Annotated in this window: 28 protein-coding genes, 2 tRNA genes and 1 other RNA gene; 17 read left to right on the top strand and 14 right to left on the bottom strand. The window is 54.9% G+C overall.

Going from position 1 to position 25,950, the window contains the following annotated elements; all coding sequences use genetic code 11:
• Positions 1-23: 23 nt before the first annotated feature.
• A tRNA-Gln gene (locus MLD66_RS06580) sits at positions 24-95 on the bottom strand.
• Between the two features lie 76 nt (positions 96-171).
• Between MLD66_RS06580 and MLD66_RS06575 the strand changes: the two genes are divergently transcribed.
• On the top strand, positions 172-696 hold the full coding sequence (locus MLD66_RS06575) for a TRAP transporter small permease subunit (protein WP_247216227.1): 525 nt from the start codon (positions 172-174) through the stop codon (positions 694-696).
• Here the strand turns inward: MLD66_RS06575 and MLD66_RS06570 are convergent.
• Both MLD66_RS06570 and MLD66_RS06565 read right to left on the bottom strand, forming a co-directional pair.
• Positions 687-851 (bottom strand): hypothetical protein, encoded by a 165-nt coding sequence (locus MLD66_RS06570; protein WP_247216225.1) that lies wholly within the window; start codon positions 849-851, stop codon positions 687-689. The two genes, MLD66_RS06575 and MLD66_RS06570, sit on opposite strands and share 10 nt — an antisense overlap.
• A 104-nt stretch (positions 852-955) precedes the next feature.
• The gene (locus tag MLD66_RS06565; protein WP_247216223.1) at positions 956-1,546 is read right to left on the bottom strand and encodes a pentapeptide repeat-containing protein; all 591 of its coding nucleotides are present in this window, start codon (positions 1,544-1,546) and stop codon (positions 956-958) included.
• Between the two features lie 573 nt (positions 1,547-2,119).
• Here MLD66_RS06565 and MLD66_RS06560 point away from each other — a divergent pair.
• Positions 2,120-3,280, top strand: a complete 1,161-nt coding sequence (locus tag MLD66_RS06560) for a glucose-6-phosphate dehydrogenase assembly protein OpcA (protein ID WP_247216221.1) — start codon at positions 2,120-2,122, stop codon at positions 3,278-3,280.
• 101 nt (positions 3,281-3,381) lie between these two features.
• Complete coding sequence (locus MLD66_RS06555) at positions 3,382-4,485, top strand: WG repeat-containing protein (RefSeq protein ID WP_247216219.1); 1,104 nt, start codon at positions 3,382-3,384, stop codon at positions 4,483-4,485.
• On the opposite strand, the gene MLD66_RS06550 is transcribed toward MLD66_RS06555, so the two are convergent.
• Positions 4,460-5,254, bottom strand: a complete 795-nt coding sequence (locus MLD66_RS06550) for an ABC transporter permease (protein WP_247216218.1) — start codon at positions 5,252-5,254, stop codon at positions 4,460-4,462. The two genes, MLD66_RS06555 and MLD66_RS06550, sit on opposite strands and share 26 nt — an antisense overlap.
• Before the next feature lie 77 nt (positions 5,255-5,331).
• On the opposite strand from MLD66_RS06550, the gene gshA reads away from it, so the two are divergent.
• Genes gshA through raf1 form a run of 3 tightly spaced genes read left to right on the top strand, consistent with a single transcriptional unit; the run spans position 5,332 to position 8,610 of the window.
• On the top strand, positions 5,332-6,477 hold the full coding sequence (gshA, locus tag MLD66_RS06545) for a glutamate--cysteine ligase (protein WP_247216216.1): 1,146 nt from the start codon (positions 5,332-5,334) through the stop codon (positions 6,475-6,477).
• 35 nt (positions 6,478-6,512) lie between these two features.
• On the top strand, positions 6,513-7,592 hold the full coding sequence (gene recA / locus MLD66_RS06540) for a recombinase RecA (RefSeq protein WP_247216213.1): 1,080 nt from the start codon (positions 6,513-6,515) through the stop codon (positions 7,590-7,592).
• Positions 7,585-8,610, top strand: a complete 1,026-nt coding sequence (gene raf1, locus MLD66_RS06535; RefSeq protein ID WP_247216203.1) for a RuBisCO accumulation factor 1 — start codon at positions 7,585-7,587, stop codon at positions 8,608-8,610. Before recA ends, raf1 begins: the two co-directional genes overlap by 8 nt.
• 255 nt (positions 8,611-8,865) lie before the next feature.
• On the opposite strand, the gene ssrS is transcribed toward raf1, so the two are convergent.
• The 5 genes from ssrS to MLD66_RS06510 form a co-directional block, all read right to left on the bottom strand.
• A non-coding RNA gene (gene ssrS / locus MLD66_RS06530) (6S RNA) lies at positions 8,866-9,049 on the bottom strand.
• A 424-nt stretch (positions 9,050-9,473) separates the two neighbouring features.
• Positions 9,474-9,545: transfer RNA gene (locus tag MLD66_RS06525), tRNA-Val, on the bottom strand.
• 44 nt (positions 9,546-9,589) lie between these two features.
• A complete protein-coding gene (locus MLD66_RS06520; protein ID WP_247216200.1) occupies positions 9,590-12,781 on the bottom strand; it encodes an efflux RND transporter permease subunit in 3,192 nt (1,063 codons plus the stop codon).
• The gene (locus tag MLD66_RS06515) at positions 12,778-14,151 is read right to left on the bottom strand and encodes an efflux RND transporter periplasmic adaptor subunit (protein WP_247216198.1); all 1,374 of its coding nucleotides are present in this window, start codon (positions 14,149-14,151) and stop codon (positions 12,778-12,780) included. The genes MLD66_RS06520 and MLD66_RS06515 overlap by 4 nt, the downstream gene beginning before the upstream one ends.
• Positions 14,148-14,816 (bottom strand): PadR family transcriptional regulator, encoded by a 669-nt coding sequence (locus MLD66_RS06510; protein WP_247216196.1) that lies wholly within the window; start codon positions 14,814-14,816, stop codon positions 14,148-14,150. Before MLD66_RS06510 ends, MLD66_RS06515 begins: the two co-directional genes overlap by 4 nt.
• Before the next feature lie 420 nt (positions 14,817-15,236).
• Between MLD66_RS06510 and MLD66_RS06505 the strand changes: the two genes are divergently transcribed.
• The 7 genes from MLD66_RS06505 (at position 15,237) to MLD66_RS06475 (ending at position 18,983) form a co-directional block, all read left to right on the top strand.
• Positions 15,237-15,968, top strand: coding sequence for a V4R domain-containing protein (locus MLD66_RS06505; RefSeq protein WP_247216194.1), 732 nt, complete (start codon positions 15,237-15,239; stop codon positions 15,966-15,968).
• Entirely contained in the window at positions 15,953-16,192 is a 240-nt protein-coding gene (locus MLD66_RS06500) for a hypothetical protein (RefSeq protein WP_247216192.1), read from the top strand. The genes MLD66_RS06505 and MLD66_RS06500 overlap by 16 nt, the downstream gene beginning before the upstream one ends.
• Before the next feature lie 4 nt (positions 16,193-16,196).
• The gene (locus tag MLD66_RS06495) at positions 16,197-16,634 is read left to right on the top strand and encodes a hypothetical protein (RefSeq protein WP_247216190.1); all 438 of its coding nucleotides are present in this window, start codon (positions 16,197-16,199) and stop codon (positions 16,632-16,634) included.
• Between the two features lie 28 nt (positions 16,635-16,662).
• Complete coding sequence (locus tag MLD66_RS06490) at positions 16,663-17,313, top strand: 4-vinyl reductase (RefSeq protein ID WP_247216187.1); 651 nt, start codon at positions 16,663-16,665, stop codon at positions 17,311-17,313.
• Between the two features lie 9 nt (positions 17,314-17,322).
• Positions 17,323-17,811 (top strand): 2Fe-2S iron-sulfur cluster-binding protein, encoded by a 489-nt coding sequence (locus MLD66_RS06485; protein ID WP_247216185.1) that lies wholly within the window; start codon positions 17,323-17,325, stop codon positions 17,809-17,811.
• 33 nt (positions 17,812-17,844) lie between these two features.
• On the top strand, positions 17,845-18,312 hold the full coding sequence (locus tag MLD66_RS06480) for a phycobilisome protein (RefSeq protein WP_247216183.1): 468 nt from the start codon (positions 17,845-17,847) through the stop codon (positions 18,310-18,312).
• 359 nt (positions 18,313-18,671) lie between these two features.
• Positions 18,672-18,983 carry a hypothetical protein gene (locus MLD66_RS06475; RefSeq protein WP_247216181.1) on the top strand — a complete coding sequence of 104 codons (312 nt, stop codon included), beginning with the start codon at positions 18,672-18,674 and terminating at the stop codon, positions 18,981-18,983.
• Positions 18,984-19,033: 50 nt separating this feature from the next.
• Here the strand turns inward: MLD66_RS06475 and MLD66_RS06470 are convergent, their stop codons facing one another.
• A complete protein-coding gene (locus tag MLD66_RS06470; protein ID WP_247216179.1) occupies positions 19,034-19,513 on the bottom strand; it encodes an RsmD family RNA methyltransferase in 480 nt (159 codons plus the stop codon).
• A 225-nt stretch (positions 19,514-19,738) separates the two neighbouring features.
• Here MLD66_RS06470 and MLD66_RS06465 point away from each other — a divergent pair, with 225 nt between their 5' ends.
• Positions 19,739-20,179 (top strand): hypothetical protein, encoded by a 441-nt coding sequence (locus MLD66_RS06465; RefSeq protein ID WP_247216176.1) that lies wholly within the window; start codon positions 19,739-19,741, stop codon positions 20,177-20,179.
• Here the strand turns inward: MLD66_RS06465 and mreD are convergent.
• From mreD to MLD66_RS06450, 3 genes are read right to left on the bottom strand one after another with little or no spacing between them, the layout of a single operon-like run.
• Positions 20,176-20,709, bottom strand: a complete 534-nt coding sequence (gene mreD, locus MLD66_RS06460; protein ID WP_247216174.1) for a rod shape-determining protein MreD — start codon at positions 20,707-20,709, stop codon at positions 20,176-20,178. The two genes, MLD66_RS06465 and mreD, sit on opposite strands and share 4 nt — an antisense overlap.
• Positions 20,678-21,436, bottom strand: coding sequence for a rod shape-determining protein MreC (gene mreC / locus MLD66_RS06455; protein WP_247216172.1), 759 nt, complete (start codon positions 21,434-21,436; stop codon positions 20,678-20,680). Before mreC ends, mreD begins: the two co-directional genes overlap by 32 nt.
• Before the next feature lie 42 nt (positions 21,437-21,478).
• A complete protein-coding gene (locus tag MLD66_RS06450; RefSeq protein WP_339396936.1) occupies positions 21,479-22,507 on the bottom strand; it encodes a rod shape-determining protein in 1,029 nt (342 codons plus the stop codon).
• Between the two features lie 141 nt (positions 22,508-22,648).
• Between MLD66_RS06450 and MLD66_RS06445 the strand changes: the two genes are divergently transcribed.
• The 3 genes from MLD66_RS06445 to argJ all read left to right on the top strand — a co-directional run bounded on the left by MLD66_RS06445 (position 22,649) and on the right by argJ (position 25,408).
• The gene (locus tag MLD66_RS06445; RefSeq protein ID WP_247216170.1) at positions 22,649-23,338 is read left to right on the top strand and encodes a Crp/Fnr family transcriptional regulator; all 690 of its coding nucleotides are present in this window, start codon (positions 22,649-22,651) and stop codon (positions 23,336-23,338) included.
• 43 nt (positions 23,339-23,381) lie between these two features.
• A complete protein-coding gene (locus tag MLD66_RS06440) occupies positions 23,382-23,987 on the top strand; it encodes a HupE/UreJ family protein (RefSeq protein ID WP_247216168.1) in 606 nt (201 codons plus the stop codon).
• A 212-nt stretch (positions 23,988-24,199) separates the two neighbouring features.
• The gene (gene argJ, locus MLD66_RS06435) at positions 24,200-25,408 is read left to right on the top strand and encodes a bifunctional ornithine acetyltransferase/N-acetylglutamate synthase (RefSeq protein WP_247216166.1); all 1,209 of its coding nucleotides are present in this window, start codon (positions 24,200-24,202) and stop codon (positions 25,406-25,408) included.
• On the opposite strand, the gene MLD66_RS06430 is transcribed toward argJ, so the two are convergent.
• Positions 25,405-25,893 carry a low molecular weight protein-tyrosine-phosphatase gene (locus MLD66_RS06430; RefSeq protein ID WP_247216164.1) on the bottom strand — a complete coding sequence of 163 codons (489 nt, stop codon included), beginning with the start codon at positions 25,891-25,893 and terminating at the stop codon, positions 25,405-25,407. The genes argJ and MLD66_RS06430 overlap by 4 nt on opposite strands.
• Positions 25,894-25,950 lie beyond the last annotated feature (57 nt).

The raw sequence follows: 25,950 nt of genomic DNA, 5'->3' as shown, positions 1-25,950 counted from the left end.
AGCATTGCCGAAATTTTCAGGGACTGGGGTGCAAGGATTCGAACCTCGGAATGGCTGGACCAAAACCAGCTGCCTTACCACTTGGCGACACCCCATTGCGAACACTTTGGGAACGCATTAGCTATCTTAACAATCTTGAATCAAACCTGACAATGGGCGTATCCTAAAATCATGCGTGATTGGGACAGCATCACCCACTGGCTCAACCGTCTGACCCTGGGGGCGGGTTGGCTGGCGATGGCGCTGGTGCCCCTGTTGGTGCTGGTGGGGGTGTGGAATGTGGTGGGCCGCTACCTGGGGCGGTGGCTGGGCATGAATTTGACCTCCAATGCCTTTTTAGAATTGCAGTGGTATCTATTCAGTGCGATTTTTTTGCTGGGAGCCGCCTACACCCTCTACCATAACGCCCATGTGCGGGTAGATGTGCTGTACAATCGCTGGTCAGAACGTCAACGAGCCTGGGTTGACCTGCTGGCTACCCTGCTGTTCCTGTTGCCGTTTGTGGCGTTACTGCTGTGGGTGACGACCCCTACGGTGATCACCGCTTGGCGCATAGGTGAGCAGTCCCCCGACCCCGGTGGTTTGCCCCGCTACTGGGTAAAATCCCTGCCCGTGTTGGGTTTTGGCCTCCTATTTCTCCAAGGGATTGCCCAAGTCATCCGCCTGGGTCAGTGGCTCCGCCAGGATCAGCGTTGAGAGGGGATGGGCTGGGTCGTGACCGGATGGGGATAACTGACCTGTTGTTGAAAATCCTGTCGCAGGCTTTGAATGCCCCAAACCACCCCGATGGTGGCGGATAATGCCAGGGACAAACGCACCGCTTGCCCAATATGCTCCTGTAATTGTGACATAATATGAAACTCCCAAAGGTTGAATAATTTCACTTTAGGAAGAAAAAATCTGGGATAACGTGATAAATATCACCGAGAAACTGTGAAGTTGCACCAGCAATTAATTAGTTATGCCAGCTACCGCTACTAATGCGCTCCTTCACCATTTGCCGGGTTTCTGGGTCAAGGTCGGCCTTGCTCAATTCCAGAATGTCAATAATGGCATTTTCCAAATTGACCCCGCAGAGTTTGGCCTGCCGGAGTTGGGCTTCGGTTAAATCCGCCCCATTAAAATTCGTGCGATAAAGGTTGGCATGGCGCAGGTCGGCTTGGCGGAGGTTGGCCTGAAATAGGGTGGTGCGGCTGAGGTTGGCCTCCACAAGGCTGGCACGTACCAGGGTGGCACGGCTGAGATTCGTCCGAACCAATACGGAACCATAGACCAAGCGACCCGTTTCCTGGTCGGGGAGGATGACACTGCCGAGATAGGCGCCGTCCAGCTTGGCATCCGTCAGGTTCACTTCGTAGAGGTTGGCACCGCTCAGGTTGGTGTGGCTGAGATTCGCTCCCGTCAAATTCGCTCCGGTCAGGTTCACCCGACTGAGGTTCACCCCTTGTAGGTCAATGCCCGTGAAATCCCTTTGCCCCTGTTGATATGCTTCCAGTAGCTGATTCAGGCTCGATTCGAGGGTGAGAATTTGTTCAGGCAGAGCCATGCGGATTGGGGTAGGGATGGGCAATGACGAAGGGAGGCTAATTCCTCATTTTAGAAGGCGACCGCTGGTCTTAGGTTCCCTTTCATAATTCATAATACATAATAATCATTCTCACCTTTTCAGGCAATGGGGGGGTCTGCGGACTGCCATCCTGGGGATTGGCAAGTTCCAGTACTATAGGTTAATGCTACTGGGATCGCATCTAGCAATCCTAAATGAAAATGGAATAGGGGTCGCAGGGGTACCGCCCCCGTCTTGGTTCTGGGTAATATGGGCATTCCTACGATGGAATTTATGGTTGGTTCAAATAAATTCAAATAAATCAAGGTTCCCTAAAGTTATTTCAACCTGTAAAAAATGTCATTTTTGGAATGAGAAAAAATGAGCCAATGGCAACACCAAAATTTTTGAGATATGGGGGCAAGGCTTTGAGAACCACTGATCCCCGATACCTAGGGCTGTCCGACCATCTCTGGATTCCGAGAACCTGTAGCTGATCTTAAAATTCGGTTCAGTGGTGCCAGAGTTTTTTTAGCATGAGTAGGCATCCATCGCCTTGGGAGGGTAGTGGCAATGGTGACGACCGAAGCAGTGGTGGCACTCCAAGCCCCCAAAGATGTGTCCCTGAGTGAAATTGAATCCGAATTGGGGCAGATTTGGCTGGGGGTGGACGGGGATGGGGATGCGGGTCCCCGGGCGGTACGGGCGGCGACGTTTACTTTGGTGGTCTATGAATCCCCAGACTTGGCGGCGCAGATTGCTCCCTCGGTGGAGGGTTTGGCGGTACAAAATCCCTGCCGGGTGATCCATCTCCGTCCCCAGGAACTAGCGACCGATGCACCCCTGGAAGCACGGGTGGCGGCCTATTGCCCGATGCAGAAACGGGGGCAAAGCAATTTGATCTGCTGTGAATACATTACCCTGACCGGTTCCCGCCCCGCCCTGGAGCGTTCCTTGGGTTTGATCAATGCCCTGCTGATCGGGGATTTACCCACCTATCTCTGGTGGCAAGCCCACCCTGACCCGGAGGATGTGTTGCTCCAGGGGTTGATTCATCTGCGGGAACGGGGGGGAATGCGGGTGCTGGTGGATTCGGCGACCTTTGCCCAACCGGAACGGGGTTTGTTGGATTTGTGGCAGTTGCTCAATCTCAATATCCCCCTGGCGGACTTGAACTGGAGTCGGTTGAGCATTTGGCAAGAATTGACCGCCGCCGCCTTTGACCCCCCCGACCGCCGGGTGGATTTACCCAAAATTGACCAGGTGGTGATTGACTACGAAAAGGGAAATCCGACCCAAGCCCTGCTCTTTTTTGGTTGGCTGGCTAGTCGGCTCGGTTGGGTGCCCCAGTCCTACACCCTGGAATCCGGCGACTACGAGATTCATCGGATCATTTGCCATTCCCCGGAGGGACAGGAAATCAAAACGGAACTGGCGGGCTTACCCTTGGCGGATGTCGGCTCGGTGGTGGGGGATTTGATCGGTCTGCGGCTGGATTCGGCTCAGCCGGATGCCAATTGCTGTACGGTCTTGTGTTCCGAAACGACGGGCTGTATGCGGTTGGAAGGGGGTGGCAAGGCGCAATTTTGCCGGGTAGAACAGGTGAGTACCCTCCGGGATATTCCCGCCGAAACCCTGCTGGGACAGCAAATCCAACGCTGGGGACAGCAAAATATCCTGTTCCAAGAAAGTTTGGCGGTAACGGCGGCGCTCCTCCAGGCGGCCAAGGGCTAACGGGTGTTCAATGTAAATTATTTGTAATAAAACTCGACGGGTTGGGGTGGGGTGTGGGGATAATTAAAAAATTTACAAATTCACAGTTCTCCGCCACCAAAATGCGTACGCTCCGCTCCCGCCACCGGTTTTGGTTGGTATTTTTGGCAACTGTTTTCTGTCTGTTGGGAATGATACCAGCGGGGCAGGCCTATGTGGAACACCGTCGTCCCCCCTTAGCCTTGCATTTTGATGCGGCGCAACCCTTTGTCAACGGGCGGGCCGGGGTTAAACAGGGGTCTTGGCATGGGTATATTGACCATTCGGGAAATTTGGTAATTCCTTTGAGGTATCAGGATGCCCGCAATTTTAGCGAGGGTTTGGCGGCGGTGGAACTGGGGGAAAAGTGGGGTTTTATTGACAAAAAAGGGAATACGGTTATTCCATTCCAGTTTGCTAGGGCGGTGGATTTTAGCGAGGGATTGGCTGGGGTAAATAATGGTCAGCACTGGGGTTTTATTAATAAATCGGGGCAGGTGGTGGTGCCCTGTCAATTTGACCATGTATTAAATTTTCGAGAGGGTTTAGCCGCCGTTAAAAAGGGTAATAAATGGGGCTATGTGAACCGGGTTGGTCGCCTGGTCATCCCTTTGAAATTTGATAATGTCTATAGTTTTTCCGATGGTTTAGCTCGGGTCAAACAGGGCAATTCTTGGAGTTTTATTGATGACAAGGGGCGGGTGGTGATTGGGGAATTTTTCACCTGGGTGCAACCGTTTCATGAGGGTTTAGCACCAGCCAATCTGGATGGTTTTTGGGGTTATATCAACACCAGCGGGCAGTGGCAAATCGGGGCGCAATTTCATCAGGCTCTGAAATTTGTGCAAGGTTTGGCACCGGTGCTGTGGCGATTCCGTTGGGGCTATATCAATCCCCAGGGACATCTGGTCATTCCCTATGCCTATGATGAAGCCTGGTATTTTAGCGAGGGGATGGCGTTGGTGCGGCAGGGGGATAAATGGGGGTACATTGACAGTACGGGGCAGATGGTGATCCCTTGCCAGTTTGCCAATGCGGAATCCTTTCGGGAGGGGATGGCACCGGTGAAATTTGCCAATGAATGGGGCTATATCAACCGCAACGGCCAGCCCGTATTTCCCTATGCCTTCCGGGTGGCGATGGAGAAGGTTACTGATCCGGCTACCGATACACCTGGGGATGAATAACCCGCCAAGCCCAGCCCCCCATCCCCATCACCCACAGGAGCAACCAGGCGAGCAAGATGGGTGCAAACCCTGGCCACGCCAAGGGCCAACGCAGGAGGTCAATCAGGGCCGACAGGGGTAAAAACCGGGCAATGGCACCCAAAAGCGGGGGTAAATTATCCCGGGGAAAATAGGTGCCACAAAGGGCAAACATGGGCACGACCAGCAGAAAAATAGGCACATTGATCTGATCCACCGTCCGCACCAGACCGGCGGTTAAAAGCCCGATGCCGCCAAACAACAGGGCACCCAAAATCAACAACGGCAAGGACAAAACCAACGCCAAGGGGGGATACAAACCCAGCAGTACCACCACCAAGCCCGTCGTACACCCCGCCAAAGTGCCCCGGGTCGCCGCCCACAGCCAATCCCCCAAAAACACTTCCGTAAAGGTGAGGGGAGCGGTGAGCAAAGCCTGCCAGGTTTTTTGAAATTGCAGACGGATAAAACTCCCATAGGCACCTTCAAAAAAACTTTGAAATAAAACCCCCACCGCAATCATCCCCGGGGCAATAAATTGCAGATAAGTTACTTCTCGTCCCTGGTAGATCAACCCAGGGATCAAGGGACCCAGACCAAAACCAAAGCTCAACAGGTAAATAATCGGTTCCGACAGAGGCGGTAAACTATTCACCAACCAGGTATTTTGATACACCTTGGCGTGGCGCCGCCAGACGGAATAGACCCCCCAAACGCTCAAGCCAGCACCGGCGAATTTGCCCCAGCCCATTTGCCCTTTGCTCCTATAATCAGAAGGGGTTTGTGGATGCTCATGCCCCTGGCTTTTAGTGTAGAAGGTGCCAGCCCATGCTGTGTAAAGGCTTTGAAATCGAACTCTACACCGGCACGCCCCAGGGGGAGGTGGTGGGGCTAGCGGATCAAATTGTGCATCACCTGCCCGGCTTTGTCTGGGAACCGGACCGGCGCAACGTGGAATATACGACCCCGCCCCGGCAACGGTACGAACGCTTGCTCTGCGATTTGGTGCAACCCCGGCAACACCTGCGCCAATACCTACGCACCTTGGGCAACTATACCTTGATCCCCGGCAGTACCTTGGCATTGGGGGACAGTACGGTGTTTTTACGTTCTGACCCCGGCAACCCCTACCACACCTATATTCAGAAAACCTATGGCACCCGGGTGGTCACCGCCAGCGTGCATATCAATATCGGCATTGACGACCCGGAAACCCTGATCCGTGCCTGTCGGTTGGTGCGGGTGGAAGCCCCCCTGTATTTAGCCTTGAGTGCCGCTTCCCCCTGGTTGGACGGGCGGATCACGGGCTGGCACAGCACCCGTTGGCACCAATTTCCCCACACCCCCCCCCATGTGCCCCTGTTTCTCAGCCACCGGCATTTCATCCAGTGGACGGAAACCCAACTCCAGGCGGGCACCATGCAAAACGTGCGCCATCTCTGGAGTAGCGTGCGCCCCAACGGCAACCGCCGCCCCTACGATTTGAACCGCTTGGAACTGCGGATTTGCGATCTGGTCAGCGACCCGGTGCATCTGCTGGCAATCACCGCCCTGCTGGAAGCCCGGTTGTACCAACTTTTACGCAACCCCAACCTCGACCCCCTCTGCGGGCATCCCTACCCCCGACTGCGGGCGGAGGAACTGCGGGTGCAGAGCGAGACCAACGCCCAAACAGCCGCCCAACACAGTTTAGACAGTGTACTCACCCATTGGCAAACCGGGCAGAGTGTGCGGGCACGGGACTGGATCGCAGAATTACTTGAACAGGTGACCCCCCTTGCCAAGCAGTACGGGTTTAGCTGTTTTCTGTCCCCCCTACGCACCATCCTCGCCGAGGGCAACGAAGCCCAACGCTGGCTGGCGCAGATGGCACGGGGGGAGAGCCTCGCCACTGTCCTGCAAAATGCCATCCAAGCCATGCAGGCACGGGAAACCGACCTGGTCACCGAAATCTGTCCCCCCCAGGCGGCGTAAAATAAAGAGACATTAACCTAACCGAATGGAATCCTATGCCCGCCGCTCCCACTGACGACAGCCAAAAAGACAAGCAAAAAGCCCTTACCCTTGCCATGCAACAGATCGAAAAAACCTTTGGCAAAGGGGCGATCATGCGTTTGGGGGATGGTTCCCGGATCAAGGTGGAAACCGTCCCCAGCGGCGCCTTGACCCTGGATTTAGCCCTGGGAGGCGGTCTGCCCAAGGGACGGGTGGTGGAAATCTACGGCCCGGAAAGCTCTGGGAAAACCACCGTCGCCCTCCATGCGGTCGCTGAAGTGCAAAAACGGGGGGGGATTGCCGCCTTTGTGGATGCGGAACACGCCCTCGACCCCGCCTACGCCGAAGTTCTGGGGGTGGATGTGCAAAATCTGCTGGTCTCCCAACCGGATCACGGGGAAGCCGCCCTGGAGATTGTGGACTCCCTGGTGCGCTCAACGGCAGTGGACATCATCGTGGTGGACTCGGTGGCGGCTCTGGTGCCCAAGGCGGAAATTGAGGGGGATATGGGCGATTCCCACATGGGTCTGCAAGCCCGGCTGATGAGCCAAGCCCTGCGGAAAATTACCGGCAACATCAGCAAAACCGGCTGTATCGTCATTTTTCTCAACCAACTGCGGCAAAAAATTGGTGTCACCTACGGCAACCCGGAAACCACCACCGGCGGCAACGCCCTCAAGTTTTACGCCTCGGTGCGGCTGGACATTCGCCGCATCCAAACCCTGAAAAAGGGCACGGAGGAATTTGGCATCCGGGTCAAGGTAAAAGTGGCGAAAAATAAAGTCGCCCCCCCGTTTCGGTTGGCGGAATTTGACATCGTGTTTGGCAAAGGCATTTCCCAGGCGGGCTGTATCCTGGATATTGCCGAGCAGGTGGGGATCGTCAAGCGCAAGGGTGCCTGGTACAGCTACCAGGGGGAAAACATCGGTCAGGGGCGGGAAAACACCCTGCAATACCTGGAGGAACACCCAGCCATCCGGGACACCATTGACCAGCAGGTGCGGCAAAAACTGGAAGCCGGTGCGGTGATTGCCCCGACCACTGCCCCCACCAGCGAAGACCTGGACGAGGAGCTAGAACCGACGGATGAGTGACTCCACCCCCGAACAGCACCAACAATGGTTGCAACAACTGCGGCGGCGAGAAGGTACTTGGGTGGATTGGGGGCAACTTTGTCAACACCTGAGTAAAGCCGGGTGGCGTACCGAAGCCATTTTTGAAGAAACCGGACTGGAACCCAGCACCCAAAATCAACTGATTGTCGCCAGCCAAGTCTTTGCCTCCCTGGAGGATGCCCAAGTGCAGGACTATTTCCGCACCGAAGGCAGTGACCTCCTCTACGAACTGCGGCTATTGTCCCAGACCCAACGGCTCGCCTGCGCCCGATTTGTAGCTGAAAAACGCCTGGACGCCAGTGCCACCCGAGAGGTCGTCAAAGCCATCAAGGAACGGAGCCAATACCGGGTACCGCCGAATTTTAGCGACCATCCGGGGGATGCGGTGGCTTTCCAATGCTGGCGACTTCTGCGGCAAAAACCCACCAGCCCAGAGCGGGTACGTCTCCTATCCCGGGGCTTGAGTTTTGCCCACACGGAAGCAGCGAGAACGGCTCTGGAACAACTCCTCGACCCCCAGCACCGGGAAACCCTGCCCACCCCTCCCCGCCTGCCCTGGTATCGGTTAGAATCCGCCCTGGAGCAACCCCTGATCCTGACCCTGGTGGGGGAATTGCCCCTAAGTGTGTCAGTTTGGGAAGATACACCCGTTGCCCAAACCCAGCCCCCCTTTGGCCACGTCACGGGTGCGCCCCAGGTGGTGGCCTTACCGGGGTGGCCAATTTTGCGTTCCGCCCAGGAGCCGCTTGCCCTGCTCACCCACCAACTGCCGGGGGAAATTGGCATTGCCGAACCCGTATTACTGGTGGTGGACCGCCAAGCTACCCAATGGCAAGCGGAGCATTATTTTTTAGTATCAGAGAATGGGCAAGTGACCCTCAAGTGGTTTGGGGATGATCCGGGTTGCCCCCTACTGGGGCGGCTGATTTTGGCCGTGCGTCCCCCCCGCCTGCTTGACCCCGAACACCTGAACCAGCCCTGGCAAATTGAAGAGTAGCACTCCAAGGCACTCCCAAGAGACGAGCTGATGACTTTTTGAATTTTTTTAATTAATCATTTGCGGGTGAGAACCTTAGCCACATTCTCTGATTAGAAAAAATTATCCCCTCAATCCAGGAAAGCCTAAATCATAGCAATCCTAACTGAGTTTAGGGCACCGCTATCAATTCAAAGTTAGGGGTTCCCTTGGTTCTGGGGAATATGGGTATGCCAACGAATTGGTTCAAATAAATAGAGGTTCCCAAAAGTGAGTGAGGATTCCACGGTGCCGTTTTACCTCAGTTTTGGACCGCAAAAAATCAAGTGGGTACCGTTATCCCCAATATAAAGTTTCCGGGTACAGCGCCCGGTTTACTGCCACTGGAGTGCTTGGTTCCCTCAGGCGCGGCTTGTAGATCACAAAACATTATTGGCAGTCACCAACGCCGTAGAATTACCTCGTTATCTAATTTATCAAATTTAATTTATTTACACCACTGGTAGTGCTGTCCAAATATTATTTGTTATTATAAAATAACTACAAATAGCATAATCCGTTGCCCATGATACATTGCTAACCAAGTCGGTGCCGCTAACTCCCTGGGCAAAGGAGGGGGGCAATTCCCCAAAAACTTTATCTCATGGGCATTGGCGCAATTCATCATCCTGCGTTGCACTCCCTGTGGCTCCTCAATCTTGCGCCCAAATTGTTCTCGTGGGCATCATTTGAAGCTACGGTTCCGGGCGATATTTTGCCAGAATGACATCAAAAGCAGATAGCCCAATTTTAGCTCTAAACTGCCTCAAATAACCCCAACCATACCCAACCCGTACTTACAGAGGCATCCAGGAAAATCCCGATGAAATGGAGGAAAGCTCGTATGGGCGATACTGGATTCGAACCAGTGACCCCTTCCGTGTGAAGGAAGTGCGCTACCACTGTGCTAATCGCCCGCAGGATTACTATCATAGCAAAATTTATCGCAAAACTCGGATGATTAAACCGGGGGAACCCGCTTAAGGTATCGGGCTTCCAGATTTTTGATGACAATGTACAGCACCGGAACGATGAATAAACTCAGTAAACTGGCAATCCCCATCCCGCCAACAATACAGGTACCCAAAGAACGCCGTGCCGCCGCCCCTGCCCCCGTCGCCATCCACAGGGGAAATGCCCCGATCAAAGTAGAAAGTGCCGTCATCAAAATCGGTCGCAAACGTTCCCGACAGGCTTCCAACACCGCTTTGGTGATCCCCAAACCTTCCGCCACCAATTGATTGGCAAATTCCACAATCAAAATGGCATTTTTACTCGCCATCCCAATCAACATGACAAAGCCGATTTGAGTGTAAACATCAATGGTCAATCCCCGCAAAAAGACAGTCATTAATGCCCCCAATACCGCCAGGGGCACCGTCAGCATGATAATGAATGGATCAATATAATTTTCATACTGAGCGGCCAAGGTCAAAAATACAAATACAACCCCCAACGCAAAAATGCCAATCGCCTGCCCCGCCGATTCAATTTCCTCTAGGGATAACCCCGACCATTCGTAACCAAATCCCCGCGGTAAGGCTTGCTGTGCCACCGTTTCTAAGGCTTGAATAGCCTCCCCAGAGGATTTGCCGCGACTGGCTACCCCGTTGATTTCCACCGAACGGAATAAATTGAAATGACTAATCACCGCTGGCGCTGTAATTTGCCGAACCGTAATTAGATTCCCCAAGGAAATCATTTGATTGTTTTGAGAGCGCACATAAAATTGATTGAGGTTCGCCGGATTGGTGCGGAATGAACCGTCCGCTTGCACATACACCCGATAGGTGCGTTGGAATTGATTAAAGTCATTCACATAGGTGGAACCGAGCAGGGTTTGTAAGGTGTTGAAAATGTCGGACACCTTAATACCTAGGGCATTTGCCCGCTCCCGATTCACCTGCACCTCAATTTGGGGCGTGTTACCACTGAAATCCGCCCGCAGTCGGGTTAAGACCGGCCGGTCGGGATTAGGAAATTTTTTGGCCGCCTCCAGAAATTGATCCAGAGTTTCCCCCAACACGGATAGACCCAGACCCACCCGATCCTGTAAATGAAATTCAAAACCACCAAAATTGCCCACACCACTAATTGCTGGGGGGGAAAAAGGAATCACTACCGCCTCTTTAATTCCCAAAAATTGCGGGAATAAACCCCGGGCCGGGGGTGGGAAAAAGCCACCAATCACCCCAGTTACGGATTGTTCGGGCCGAGGCCGTTCTGACCAGGGACGCATGGTGGCAAAAATTAACCCCACATTCGGCGTTGCCCCACTAAAACTAAAGCCCCCCACCGCAAAAATATTGCGAATTTCCGGTTGGGTTTTGAGGATGGCTTCCGCCTTTTGTAACACCCGCTCCGTATATTCCAGGGATACCCCTTGGGGGGCTTGCACAACGGTAATAAAATAGCCCTGGTCTTCATCGGGTAAAAAGGCTTTGGGGATCAGATTATAGGCTCCGTAGGTCAATACCAAAGCCAGACAAAACAATGCCAAAATAACATTTTTTCGTTGCACCACCCCTTGCAAACTTTCCCGATAATTCTGGCGCAATTCTTCCAAACGTTGATTCAGCCAGCGAAAGACAAAGTGATTGGGAACTTGTCCGGGACGGATTAAAAGGGCGGCTAAAGTCGGGGTTAGGGTAATGGCATTGAACGTGGAAATGGTAATCGCAAAGGCAATGGTGAGGGCAAATTGGCGGTAGAGTTGCCCTGTGGTTCCTGGTAAAAAAGCCACCGGCACAAACACCGTAATTAACACAATTGATGTGGCGATCACCGCCCCAAATAGGGCATCCATCGAAGCCATCGCCGCCGGTAGGGGAGCCATCCCATCTTCCTGGATACGTTTGGTAATATCCTCAACAATCACAATTGCATCATCCACCACCAAACCCGTTGCCAGGGTTAAACCAAACAGGGTGAGGGTATTGATCGAAAACCCAAAAATTTTCACAAAGATAAACGTCCCCACCAAAGCAACGGGGATAGCAATAGACGTGATCAACGCCGACCGCCAATTCTGCAAAAATAGGAAAATAATCAAAACCACTAAAAAGATAGCTAAAATTAAAGAAGTAATGACTTCCTGAGTACCGGCTTCCACAAATAGGGTCGTATCAAACGCAATTTCATATTTCAATCCAGGCGGAAAACTTTTTTGCAGTTCTTGCATCCGGGCTTTGACCTGTTTGGCAACCGCTAAAGCATTACTGCCCAACTGTTGCCGAATGCCCAAACCCACCCCCCGGTGGGACACCCCATCATCGGACGTAAATCGCAGAATCGAACTGTAATTTTCCGCCCCCAATTCCACCCGGGCCACATCCTTGAGCCGGAGCAGGGAACCATTGGGTTCGGTGCGGATCACCAATTTGGCAAATTCCTCAGCATTCGCTAACCGTCCCTGCGCCGTTACGGAGTATTGAAATTCCTGTCCAGGGGGCACCGGCGGCTGTCCAATTTGTCCCGCCCCCACCTGCAAATTTTGCTCCCGAATGGCTTGCACCACATCCTGAGGCGTGAGATTTCGGGCGGCTAATTTCAAGGGGTCAAGCCAAATCCGCATGGCATATTGGCGTTCCCCAAAAATCTGCACATTTTCTACGCCTTTAATCCGTTTCAGGGCATCCGTAATGTATAGGTCGGCATAGTTACTTAAATAAATATCATCGTAGCGGTCTTTGCCATTCGCATCTGGTTCCGCATATAGCCCAATGGCTAATAAAAAACTACTGTTGGCTTTGGTGACTTGAATCCCCGTGCGATTGACTAAATCCGGTAGGCGGGGTTGGACGCTCGATACCCGGTTTTGTACATCCGTTGCCACAATATCCTGATTCCGATCTAGGTCAAAAGTGAGGGCAATATTACTGGTTCCATCATTGGCACTGGTGGATTTGATATATCTCAGCCCATCAATGCCGTTTAATTCCCGTTCCAAAAGGTTAGTAACAGTGGATTCGACCACCTCCGCATTGGCACCCACATAGCGGGACGTAACCACAATTTGCGGGGGGGTAACATTCGGGTATTGGGCAACCGGTAACGTGGGAATACAGGCGGCACCCACAATTAGAATAAACACCGACAAAACCGTAGAAAAAACGGGTCGGCGGATGAAAAAATTAGCAATAGAAAAGATCATGATGGGGGTGTGGGAGCAACGGGTTTTTGTTCCGTAATCCAGGTGCAGTTATTTAACTGCAAAATCCCCGTAGGAATCAGGCGGCTGTCGGGGGTGATGCCGCTCAACACTTCCTGCGTGTTACCGATGATTTTACCTAATTGCACTTGGGTCTGGACGGCAACCCAATCGGTGGGCTGAAGCTGGGGGGGGGGACCCGGATTCGGTAAAACCGCACTTTTGCACCCGGATTCCCGAAAGGGTTTGGCGAGAAAGACAAAATTTTGCCCGCCCAACCGGGAAATGGCGGTCACGGGCACAACCAACCCTGGTCGGGTCGCCCACACCACCCGCACCTGGGCAAATTGGTCGCTCCGAAACCGACCTGCGGGATTGGCAAAGGCGGCTTTCACCTGCACGGTCTGGCTCTGGGTGTTGACCGTCGGCGCAATGAAAAAAACGCTCCCAGTCTGAATCACCTGCCCCTGGGGAGATAGCAACTGCACCGGCAAACCCAGGCGTAAATCCGCCGCCCGCTCCAGGGGAATGTCCAGGCTGAGTTCCAGGTTTTGGTTTTCCGTGAGGGTCAACAGGGGGGTGCTGGTGGTGACGAAATCCCCGACTTTGATGGGAATGTTGCCAATTTGACCGGCAAAAGGCGCCCGAATCATGTAGTTCTCTAAATTAGCCTGGGCTTGGGATAAACTGGCTTGGGCTTGGGATAAACTGGCTTGCGCCCGCACCAAACGAGCCTCTGCCCTGGCGATGGCGGACTGTTGGGTGCTGACCTGGGCTTTCGCCTGCTCCAGACGGGCTTCAGCGGCACGCAAACGAAATAATTGCTGGTCTAATTCCTGCTGGCTGGCTGCCCCCTCCCGGTACAATTGCTCAAACCGCTGGTACTCCTGACGGGCTAATTGCCGATCCGCCGACAGTGCGGCTTGATTGGCTTGCACCGCTTTCAGGGTCGCCCGTTCTGCCTGCACATCCGTCCGCGCCGCCGTGACCTCCGCCTGGGCATTTTTGACCGCGGCTTCCTGATTGCGTACCTGCGCCTGCTCTTGGGCGGCATCCACCCGCAGGAGCAGTTGCCCGGCTTGTACCGTCGCCCCGGATTGCACCAAAATTTCCTGCACCTGCCCGCTGATCCGGGGTTGCAACGTCACCGATTGACGGGAATCAAACCGACCCACAAAATCAGAGGTTTCCGCCACCCTCTGCACCTGGGGACGGGTCACCACCACCGGCGAGGGCTGGGGTTTGAGCCGAATCACCACCAGCAGAATCCGCAAAAAACGGTCGTAGAATAACCAACCTCCCCCCAGCACCAACAGCCCCAGGAGCACCCACACCCACCGCTGGCGGGGCAAAGGCAGTCGTTGCAACATCATCCCTGCACCTGGAGGGCAACCGGTTCCAGGGTCGGTTCCGTGTCAATTAACTCCTGCACCCAGGCTAATTCCTCCTCGACCATCCGCACCGCCCGTTGCAATGCCGCCTGCTGGTAGTGATCGGCAAACAACCCCTGGGTTTCCTCCGCCTGCAAATGGGTCAACCGGGTTTGGCATTGCTCCAACCGATGCCCCAACAGCAACAACCGCTGTTCGGGGGTCAAATCCCCAAAGAAACACAACATCACCATAAACCGTGCCCGACTGTTGACCCAGCTTTCCCGGTGCTTTTCTAACATTAATGCTAACCACCGCTCCCGCCCCTGGGGCGTAATTTGGTAAATCACCCGGCTGGGGCCCGCCCCCCCTTTTTGTATAGACAAACTGCTGATATGCCCCCGCTGTTCCAACCGCCGCAATAGGGGATAGATTGCCCCGTAATTCACGCTGATACAACTGCCCATAAATAATTCCAGCAGTTTGGTCAAGCGATAGCCGTGCAGGGGTTCCCGCCGCAATAAACCCAGGGTCGCCAATTCCAGCATTGTATCAGGGCGATATAGTAAGCAATTGGATTCACTATAGCACAGCCGCCAGGGGGACGGGGTACAGCCGCCGCTCTCCGTAAAAACCCGGAGGTCAGGGTTGGGAATCCCCCTCGTCACCTGCCAATCACGAGCAATAGGGCACCTCTATCAATTCCAAGTTAGCGGTCGCAGCACCCTTGGTTCTGGGTAATATGGGCATGCCCACGATGGAATTGATGATTGGTTCAAATAAGTAGAGCTTCCCAATAATTACTTGGATTTACGGAGTATCTACGGATAAAATTTGGTACTACAAAATCCACTTCGTAAGGTTACATATTTTGTTAAAAAACATAAAAAAAACCTGACATACCTGCAAATATTTTTAGAATTTTAGATAGCGCAAAGTTATTCATTCCCAGAGCAGATGACCTCTGAATCTGGGGGTTACAAAAGGGATGCCTGTGGGCGGGTTAACACGCAGGTGTATTCCATTTGGGGAATTGGTTCCCATAACTTTTATTGCGTCTATCCCATTAGGAAATAGAGGGAAGGGTCATGCCAGGAATGCCAGGAAAGGGAACGGTATTAACCACAGCCGATTGGTTGGAGAACCCCACGCCAACCCCGGTGGCACCAAAGGATAACAAGCACAACCATTACGATCTCACCACCTTTTTCCATTGGGATTTAGCCCAGGGGAAGGTGACGGATTGGAATGGAGCAGTGAATTTTTTTGCCAGCGAAGACCTGATCACGGGTTTACTCGACGGTTTGACGGAGGAGGTGGGGGAAGCCGCCCCGGTGGTGATGTACCAGATTGGTCGCCAGTGGGGCACCTTTGATGGGCACGCCTTTGACCAGTGGTTTACGGCGGAGTTTCAGCGTTCCGTGCGCCAGTCTAATTTATTGTTTTTGTTGGAAACCTGGTGGTGGCCGTTTACCGCCCAGGGTTGGGGGCGTTGGGAGGTGGATTTGTCCTTACAAAAGCAGAATATTTTGCTGGTGAACATCTTTGATTCGGCGATTGCGCGCACCCTGGGGGTGGTAGGCAAACCCGTGTGCCATTTGTATGCGGGGTTGTTTGCGGGCTTTTTGAGCCATCTGGTGCAACGGACGTTGGAATGTGCGGAAATCCAATGCTATTCGATGGGAGCGACCTACTGCCGGTTTGTGGTGGGCAAAGCGCCGGTGATCCAGCAGGTGAACCAGTGGGTCAGCCAGGGTTTGAGCGTGCGGGACATTGAGCAGAAACTCGCAGGGGGGCAGGCGGTATGGGCTACGACTTAAATCAGACCGTGCGGGTATTTTTCGAGCGGTTCCCCTGGCAGGGTCGTCCTGCGGCGGCGCAACAGAATGGCAAAGGGGCGTGGCATTTAGACCTGACCTTGCCGGTGGCGCAGTTTTGGGGGCAGTGGCCTTGGGGCGGCGTGGCGGTGGTGGCGGATGCGGGGGTAACGGTGGCGGTGCCGACCCTGGAGGAATGGATGAACAGTTGTTGGGGACAGGAGTAGGGCCATGAATGGAACCATGTTGAATTTGTTGAATACGGCGGAGCAACGGTATCTGGAAGCGGCGGAACAACAGCAGTTGTGGCAACAGTTTCACGCCATGACCAACCGCCTGAAGGTGTATGACCAGTTGCGTACCCAGGAGGCGCAGATTTTTCGCCCGGTGACCCGGCAGATGCCCCATGCGGATGAGGCGGCGGCAGAATCGGCTCTGCGGGATTGGGTGGGAGCCTTGCGGGGGGCGGCTCTGGCGATGGTGTTGGATGACCCGGAGTTTTTCGACCACCGGGTGGGGCAGTGGTTGCAGGCCCGGCCGCACAGTCCCTTGCACACGACCCTGGGGCAACTGTTGCAAGCCCAATTGAAAACCGTCCTGGGCAGTCAGGGCTGGCCGTTGTTGGCTCCTTACTGGGAGCAGGCGCAACGGTGTTTGAGTCGTCCTTAAGTCCTTAATAATTTACAGGAGGCTGGTAATGAATTTAGACACACTGCTGAATCAGCCGGTGCCAACGGACTACTTTGCGCCAGGAGCCTATGTGCAGGGGGATGCGGAACTGGGCACCCTGAGCAACCGCCGGGGCAATCGCCTGCTGGCCATCCCGGAACACCTGGTGCAGGGAATTTACCGGAGTTTGGAGCAGGAAGTGGGCAAGGCCACCCCTTTGGTGTTGCAAAGCTGTGGGCGGCACTGGGGACAGCATTTGTTTGCCCGCTTGTCGGAGGAATTGGCGGAATACTACGGCAAACCCCTAGCGGAATTGACCATGCAGGAGTTGGTGTACTGCCTGATCCGGTGCTGGCAGGTGCATGGGTGGGGGCAATTACACCTGGATTGGAGCTACAGCCAGCGGGGGTTGATCCTGGTGCAAAACCAGAATTCCCCCTGGGTGCAACCCCAGAGCGGTTCAGGTCAGCCCTCTGCCTACGTGGAGGTGGGTTTACTGGAGGTGTTGTTCCGCCAGTTGACCGGGCGGGAGGTGCAATGCGTCCAAATCGCCTGCATTTCCCAGGGGCAGGGGAGCAACCAGTTTCTCATCGGCTTACCGGAACAGTTGCAACCCGTCATGGATTGGGTGCAAAGCGGCATGGATGCGGCCACCATTCTCCAACGACTCCGCAATTAGAGGAATGCCATGACCTGGGCAGTGCGTTTGGAACCCATCGGCGTGACGGCCAATTTACAGGATGGGCAATCCCTGATCGAGGCTTTGGTTGACAATGGCCTGCACGTTTTGCAGGAATGTGGGCGGCGGGGGATGTGTGCCACCTGCCACATTTATATCCAAAGCGGCATGGGCCAACTCAGCCCCAAAAACCGCCGGGAAGAACGCACCCTCGCCATGGTCGCCACCGCCAAAGCCAACTCCCGTCTGGCGTGCCAAACCAAAGTCCAGGGGAACGGGGTCATCGTGCAGGTGCCCCAGGGGATGTATGTGGACGTGATGGCGGATGTGGAAGCCCTGATTGGTCGCCGCACCGAACAAGACCTGGTGCATCCCATTACCGGGGAGGTGTTGGTGGAAACCGGCAAGCTGATCACCCGCTCCATTGTCAACCAACTGCAAGACACCCGGATTCAGGTCAGCGAATACCTGAAACAATCCCACGAAGTCAGTTTGTGATGCGTTTGACCCATACCATTTAGGAGAACTCCCATGCTTAGCGAACTCAACCAACTCACCCTCAAGGCCGACGGTCGGTATGTCACCCCGGAGGAATGGCAACCCGTCCACACCTATCTGGCGGAAATGCGCCAACGGTTCAGTGCCTACGGGAAAATCAAGGCTGCCGAAGCGGAAATTTTGCAGGAAATGGAACGCCGGTTTCTGATGCGTTATCCCAACTTTGTTTACAAAAACAAGCCAGATATGGCCAAAATTTGCCGCCGGGATTACATTGATATGTTGCGCTACATTGCCGCTACCCTGCTCACCGGGGATATTACCGCCTACAAGCAACGTACTCTCTGTTGGTTCCAAACCATCGCCCACTGCTTCCACCAGGAATCCGGTAGCCAATTCTATGGAATTATGGGGGAAGTTCTGAAAGAACGGTTAACCCCGCAGGAGTTTGCCCTGGTGCGTCCAATTGTGGACATTACTGCGGAAATGGTGGGCAGTTAGGACTCGATGAACCACGGCCGGGGAACAGAGTTAATTCCCATTTCTGCTCCCCGCAATCCCCCATTTGGGTTACTTATTCGCCCTATCAACAAACATGATCATTCAGCACAAAATGTCCCACAAAATGAACCTTAAAATTTTTGTAAACCTTTGTAAAATCCCTTGCCCAACAAACATTAAATTTATCTAAAATTAGGGCATTGACCAATAAAAAATCTCTTTGGGCTGGGGCAAATGGCTTGCAAAACCGAGGGTTTTTACTCCGGTAAATGCACGTTCTGTAAGCTCTAGGAGAGATTTTTTTGTGGGAAAATCCTTTAATACTTTCGTAAGGAGTTGGAATAGTGGAGGTCAAAAACATGAACAGCTTATCCGTGTTTGGCAAATACATCATCCGCAAGATTTTGAGTAAGTATCGGGGGCGGTTGCGGTCAGTGGTGATTGATGGAGCCAGCCCAGAAATTTCGACGGTATGTGACTTGGATGCGGCGTTAGCGGATTTATATTTAGAGGAAGATTCCGTAAAAAATGCCGTTGCGGAATTGGAGCATCTCACCCAAGTCTATAAACGTTTGGAAACGGAGCCGATTGCCCATAAGCGGGAATTGGAACTTATTGAAGGCAAAATTCTTTGGATTCTGGGTCTGAAGTCCCTTGTAGATGTGGCGTGAGTATTCCCAAAGGAGGTGCCTATGGATTGCTCCCTGGCAGTTCTAAAGGGTTAATGCACCAGTTGATAAAAACTCAAAACCGTATCGCCATAGTTTTTTTGGCGGGTGCGAATTAAACTTAAATGTTGCTCCGGCAGGGGTGACTGGGTGTGATGTTCGACCGCCAATTCCCCATCATTTGCCAGCAATTCGTGTTGCACAATTCCCGTCAACACCGGCAGGTACAACCCACTGGCGTAGGGGGGGTCAAAGTAAATGAGATCAAACTTCGTTTTTAAGCCCGCCAAACAGCCCGGCAGGGTGCCCCGCAGAACGTAGAAATCCTCCCGGTTGGCATGAACGACCAATTGCCGAATCGCCTTGGCAGACGCATCCACCGCCACCACCAAACGTGCCCCCGCCTGCCGAGCCGCCAATGCCACCGCCCCCGTCCCCGTACACAAATCCAGAAACACCGCCCCGGACAATTCCCATCGCCAGATATTGATGAGGGCTGACCGGACTTTGGCAGTGGTTGGTCGCAGTTCCATTCCCATTGTTGCTGAGGTTTAATTTTCTAACTTATCGCATTTTTTGAGAACGCATCTCTGTTTTATTCGCACCATAAAAAATTGCTACGCCACGTTTTTGTTATAGGAACAGGGGTCGCCGGGCACCGCCCCGCATTGGGTTCTGGGGAATTTCTATTCGTTAATTAAGTAAAATTGCCATATCTCAATTCGTCAGCACATGGTCAGGGTATGGGCAAATCAGTTATGATACAGGGCGATATGGCGCAAGGGAGCAATACAATGGGTTTGACCGAACGGCGGGCAATTAAGGCATTTCAAGAAAACAAATACCCCAAACTCAAGGCGGAAATGGATGCGGCGGCGGGTTTTGATGTGCCGGTGGTTGTGGACTGGGATACAATTATGGCCGTATCGGAAGGCTACTCAGAACAGTACGAAGAAAATTTACCCAAGGTGTTTTTTCGTCCCCTCATCGAAGCATTTAAGGGAATTTGTATCGACGATTTGGGCAAAGAAGCCCTCAAGGAAGGCTTAAAAAAAGTTGTCATCCGGGGCGAAAGCACCTACACCAACCCCAGTTTTGAATACGGCATCCTCACCTTGGCCTATCCGGTCACCAGTTGGGCGGACAGTTGGACAACCAAACGGGATGAAATCCAGACCGTTTTAGAAAAAGGGCTTTAATCCTCCGGCCACAACCGACTCAAGGGCACATACACCAAAGGCGCCCACAGACTGCTCAAAATCGCCGATGCCAGGGTTAACCGCTGGTGATCCAACCAAATTTGCCCCAGGGCACGGTGCCCCAGCACACTCCATTGCAGAGCCATCAAGGTTTCACTAATGGCCGCCATCGCAAAGACAATGAGAGCGACTGAGATAAAATCCTCTTGAATCAGCCGGTCTTTTTGCAACAGTGCCGTCAACGCCCCCGCCACCCCCAACCCCAAGGCATGGGACGGCCACCAACCCACCCCCGGACTCACCAGCGCATCCTGCAAAATGCCCAGGGACACCCCGGCGATTAAGCCCTGCCAGGCCGTACGTTTCACACTCCAGGCCACCACCCAGATGAGCGGCCAGTCCGGGGCAATCCCCGCCAATTCCATCCCCGGTAACCGCAGGGGCAAAAGCGCCAGGGATGCCAATGCCGACAGGACGGTAGCCAGTACCCCCCCCAGACTAGGGAGCGAGGAGAGCCGGTTTCGCACCATAACTATGCAATAACACCCATTCCAACCGCTCCACCGGGGCATAGAGTTGCACCGTCGCCTGGGGCGCAGGCATGGCACGCCAATCAATACTCTCAATCTGTCCCACCGCAATCCCCGCCGGGAAAATCGTGCTAAACGGGGAAGTGACAATCCTATCCCCCGGTTTCACATCGGGATTTTTATCAAAGAATTCCAACACCGTCTGCCCCGTCCCCTGCCCCACCAAAATCCCCATCGCCCGGGAACGGTTGACCATCACCCCCACCTTGCTGCTGGGGTCCGTGACCAACAACACGCGACTGGTATGGGGCGTGACATCCAACACCCGTCCCACCAAGCCCCCCGGCGCCAACACCACCGACCCCGGCGTAATCCCCTTGGCACTGCCTTCCCCCACCCAAATCTGATGCCACCAATGCCCGGCACTGCGCCCCAGCACCGTCGTCGCCACCGTTGCCAAGGGCATTTTTTGCTGATAATTCAATAACTGCTGAAGCTGGCGGTTTTGGATTTGCAATTCCTGCACCTGGGTTTCCAACTCCTGCAGACGGCTGTCCGCCAAACGGGTATCCGGCACCCGCCCCCCCTGTAACCCCCGATACAGTTCCCGCAGTACCCAGGCTTGGGTGGTTTGTAAATACACCGCCAATGACACGACCCCCACCCCACCGAGAATTTGCGAGGTATAACGTTGCCACCACCGCCGGAGGAGTTCAAACCGGGTCATTGCACCGCACGCCAACTGCCCTCATCCTACACCGATTGTTCCCTAACCGGAACGACTGCTGAACACCCGGTCTAACCCCCGGGCGGTTTCCAAGGCCTTACCGGTTCCCAACACCACACAATTCAGGGGTTCCGGGGCAATATGCACCACAATCCCGGTTTCATGGCTAATCAGGGTGTCCAGCCCCCGCAGTAGGGCACCTCCCCCCGCCAGCATAATCCCCCGGTCCACAATATCAGCGGCCAATTCCGGGGGCGTGCGCTCCAAGGTCCGCTTCACCGCATCCACAATCACCGCCAGGGGTTCCGCCATACTTTCCCGCACCTCCGGGGCTTTGATCGTCACCGTGCGGGGCAACCCAGAGAGCAAATGCAACCCCCGCACCTCCACCAACTGGTCATCGTTCCCCACCGGGTAGGCTGAACCGGCATCAATTTTAATATCCTCCGCCGTCCGTTCCCCGATTACCAGGTTGTGCACCTTTTTCATGTAGGTCATGATCGCCTCGCTGAGTTCATCCCCCGCTACCCGCACCGACTCGCTCAGCACCACCCCCTGCAAACTCAAGACCGCCACCTCCGTAGTGCCCCCGCCAATATCCACAATCATGTTCCCAATCGGCTGATCCACCGGCAGACCCGCCCCAATCGCCGCCGCCACCGGTTCATCAATCAAATCCACCTTCCGGGCACCGGCCCGCATGGCCGCATCAATCACCGCCCGCCGTTCCACCCCCGTCACCCCACTGGGAATGCCGATCACAATCCGGGGTTGGGCCAGGGAACGCCCCCCATGCACCTGCCGGATAAAATGCTTCAACATCAATTCCGCCGTGTCAAAATCCGCAATCACCCCATCCCGCAGGGGACGCACCGCCACCACATTCCCCGGGGTCCGCCCCAACATCCGTTTGGCATCCTCCCCCACCGCCAGGGGCACCTTCAAATCCTGGTCAATGGCCACCACCGAGGGTTCCTGGAGGACCACCCCCCGACCGGACACATAGACCAGCGTATTGGCCGTGCCCAGGTCAATCCCCATATCCCGTGAAAAGCGACTGAATAAACCCACAATCCGCCCCCTTGTGACAGTGATGGCTCAGGTTACGGTGCATTCTAGCAGATTTGGTGACTTTACCCCTGGGCAGGGAGCCAGATTTCTCCGACAATGGGTAAATACCGATAAACCCTAACAGCCTCATCCCCGGAGCCGATGCCCCCGCCGACCCTGACGGAATTTCTCAACTCCACCCTCCTGTTTCATGGGCTACCGACCCCGATCCAAAACCGGGCGAGCCAACGGCTAGTACTGCGGCACCACCCGGCGGGGTCCACCCTGCTTCTGGAACAGGACTGGGGGGACTGTGTGTATTTACTCATGCAGGGCTGGGTGAAAATCGTCACCCACAACCGGGAAGGCCGGGACATTACCCTGAATATCCTGGGGCCGGGGAATCTCTTTGGGGAAATGGCCAGCCTGGAATCCTCGCCCCGTTCCAGCGATGTGGTGACCCTCACCTCCGTGACCGTCGGGGGCATACCGGCGCAGGACTTTCGGGATTTGATCAGCACCGAACCCCAGGTGGGCTTTCGGCTGGCCCAGTTGCTGGTCAAACGGATTCAGCAGTTAAACCGCCGCTTGCAGGTGCGGGAGTCGGAAAGCAGTGCCCGGTTAGCCGATGTATTGCTGTTTTTGGCCGAGGGGCAAGGGCAGGTGCAACAAGGCGGCGTCCTGATCCCCAATTTGCCCCACCGGGAACTCGGCAGTCTCTGCGGCCTCACCCGGGAAACCGTCACCCGGGTACTGAAAAAACTGGAACAGGAAGGACTGCTCACCCGCCCGGATGCGGAGCATTTTTACCTGCCGGACCGCCGGAAACTGGAAGCATTGGTGGACAGTTAGGGCTACAATCAAACAGGTTTTCCTATTGGTCTGCGGTCATCCCATGCGGAATCGGTACTCTTTTGGCTGGTTATTTTGCCTCACTTGGCTGTTCCTGGTGGCTCCCCCTAGTCTGGCCCACGTGCAGGCCGGGGTCACCCACGGCTTTTGGCATGGGGTGGAACATCCCCTGGGGGGCTTGGACCATCTGCTGGCGATGGTGGCGGTGGGGCTATGGGCGACGCAACTGGGGGGCAGGGCCCTGTGGGTGGTGCCCCTGGCATTTGTGGGCGTGATGACCCTGGGAGCCATCGGGGGGATGGTGGGGGTGCCCTTACCCGGTGTGGAACCGGCGATTATCGCTTCGGATGTGATTTTTGGGGTGTTGGTCCTGCTGGGTACCCGTTTGCCCCTGTATGCCAGTGCCCCGTTGGTGGGATTTTTGGCACTCTTTCACGGTTATGCCCACGGCACCGAAATGCCTGGGGATGTCTCCGGGTGGAGTTATGGACTGGGGTTTGCCCTCGCCACCTTGGGGTTGAATGGTTTGGGGCTATTGGCGGGGCAACTGATCCGGCGCTACTGTCCACCAGCGACCATGCGGTGGGCGGGCGGGGCGATTTTAGTGGGAGCCATCTATGTCCTCACCCAAGCCCTCGGGGGAGGTTAGGAGCCATAAAGCGATAAATTTATTAGTGAAATTCCACCAGAGAATCCCTAGGGTTATTCAAACCGCAAAGGGGGCAATAACCTGTAATTTTTGACTGTCTAAATAGGAATTTTTTTAATTGTCTCCACAGGGTCTCTGTACCAATTTTTACTCACAATTCAAATGGCATTGCTGTATATTATGAAAATCAACTGCGTAAAAAGGTGCCGTTCATGTGGCGAGAAATTCCCGGTGGGGTCACGGCTCCCCAGGGCTATCGGGCGGGGGCAGTGCGGGCGGGGTTAAAACCTTCCGGGGCCTTGGATTTGACCTTGATTTACTCGGAACAGCCTGCGGTCGCCGCCGGGGCCTTGACCACTTCCCAACTGCGGGCGGCCTGTGTCACCTACTGCCAGCAACAACTCCAGACCGGCCAACCGGTTCACGCCATTGTCTGTAACGCCGGGCAGGCCAATGCCGCTACCGGTCATCAGGGGTGGCAGGACGCTTGTACCACCGCAACCGCCTTTGCGGAGGCCCTGGGGATTGCGCCCAATCAAGTCTTGGTGGCTTCGACCGGGGTGATTGGCCGGTTGATCCCGATGGATAAACTGGTGGGGGCAATTCCTGACCTGCTGGCCGTGACCACCCGGGAGGGGGGGGATTTAGCCGCCCAAGGGATTCTCACCACGGATTTGGTGACCAAAACCATTGCCCTGGAAAGTACCGACCTCCAGCCACCCATCCGGGTTGGGGGCATCGCCAAGGGTTCCGGGATGATCCACCCCAATATGGCGACCCTGTTGGCTTTTGTCACCTGTGATGCCCCGGTGGAGGCGGGTCTGTGGCGAAAGCTGCTCCAAGAGGCGGTGGCGGTCAGTTTTAACCAAATCACCGTGGACGGGGACACCAGCACCAATGATATGCTGTTGGCTTTGGCGAATGGGGCGGCGGGGGGAACGGTCATCCGGGCAGATGACCCCAGGGTGCCCACTCTGAGGGCGATGGTGACGGAAGCCTGTATCCAACTCGCCAAAAAAGTCGCCCGGGACGGGGAGGGAGCCACCTGTTTGATTGAAGTGCAGGTGCGGGGTACGGATACGGATCAAGCCGCCCGAACCCTTGCCCGCACCATCAGCGGCTCCCTGTTGGTCAAATCGGCGGTCTTTGGGCGGGACCCCAACTGGGGGCGGATTGCGGCGGCGGCAGGACGGGCGGGAGTGCCCTTTAACCCGGATGACCTGGCGATTGACCTGGGACCGATTCCCCTGATGCGGGCGGGACAACCCCTGCCCTTTGACCGGGAGGCGGGGAAAAACTATCTGCATTCCGACCCGGTGGTGATCCAGGTGCAGGTGGGGGACGGACCAGGGGTGGGCTACGCCTGGGGCTGTGACCTGAGCTATGACTATGTCCGCATTAACGCCGAATACACCACCTAGGGAACTTTACCCTGGCGCAAATCAGCCAACAGCCCGCTGCAGGCATCCGTGAGCAAATCCAAGACCAATTCAAACCCCTCCGCCCCGCCGTAGTAGGGGTCAGGGACTTCTTTGTAGGGATAGGTGCGGCAAAATTCGCACATCATTTTCACCTTATGCCCGTATTGGTTCTGCCCGTCCAGCGCCAGGACATCCCAATAGTTTTGCCGGTCCATCGTTAAAATCAGGTCAAAATTGGCAAAGTCCGCCCGCTCAAATTGCCGTGCCCGCCCGGTGAGGCGAATGCCCCGTTTTTTCGCCGCCAACTGCATCCGCTCGTCCGGGGGACTGCCCCGGTGATAGCCAATCGTCCCCGCCGAATCGCAAACGTATTGTTCCTGCAGATTCTCTTGCCGGAGTAAATGGTTCATGATCCCCTCCGCCGCCGGGGAACGGCAGATATTGCCCATGCAGACAAACAGCAGGCGAGTCGGTGGGTTGCTCATGGATGTTTGGCACAAAAGCATCCTCAATGTAACAAACTTGCCCCCAAACCCGCTAAA

This window comes from Synechococcus sp. C9, assembly GCF_022984075.1.
In the GTDB taxonomy this organism is placed as follows: Bacteria; Cyanobacteriota; Cyanobacteriia; order Gloeomargaritales; family Gloeomargaritaceae; genus Gloeomargarita.
This window is presented reverse-complemented; position numbering and strand designations above follow the sequence as displayed.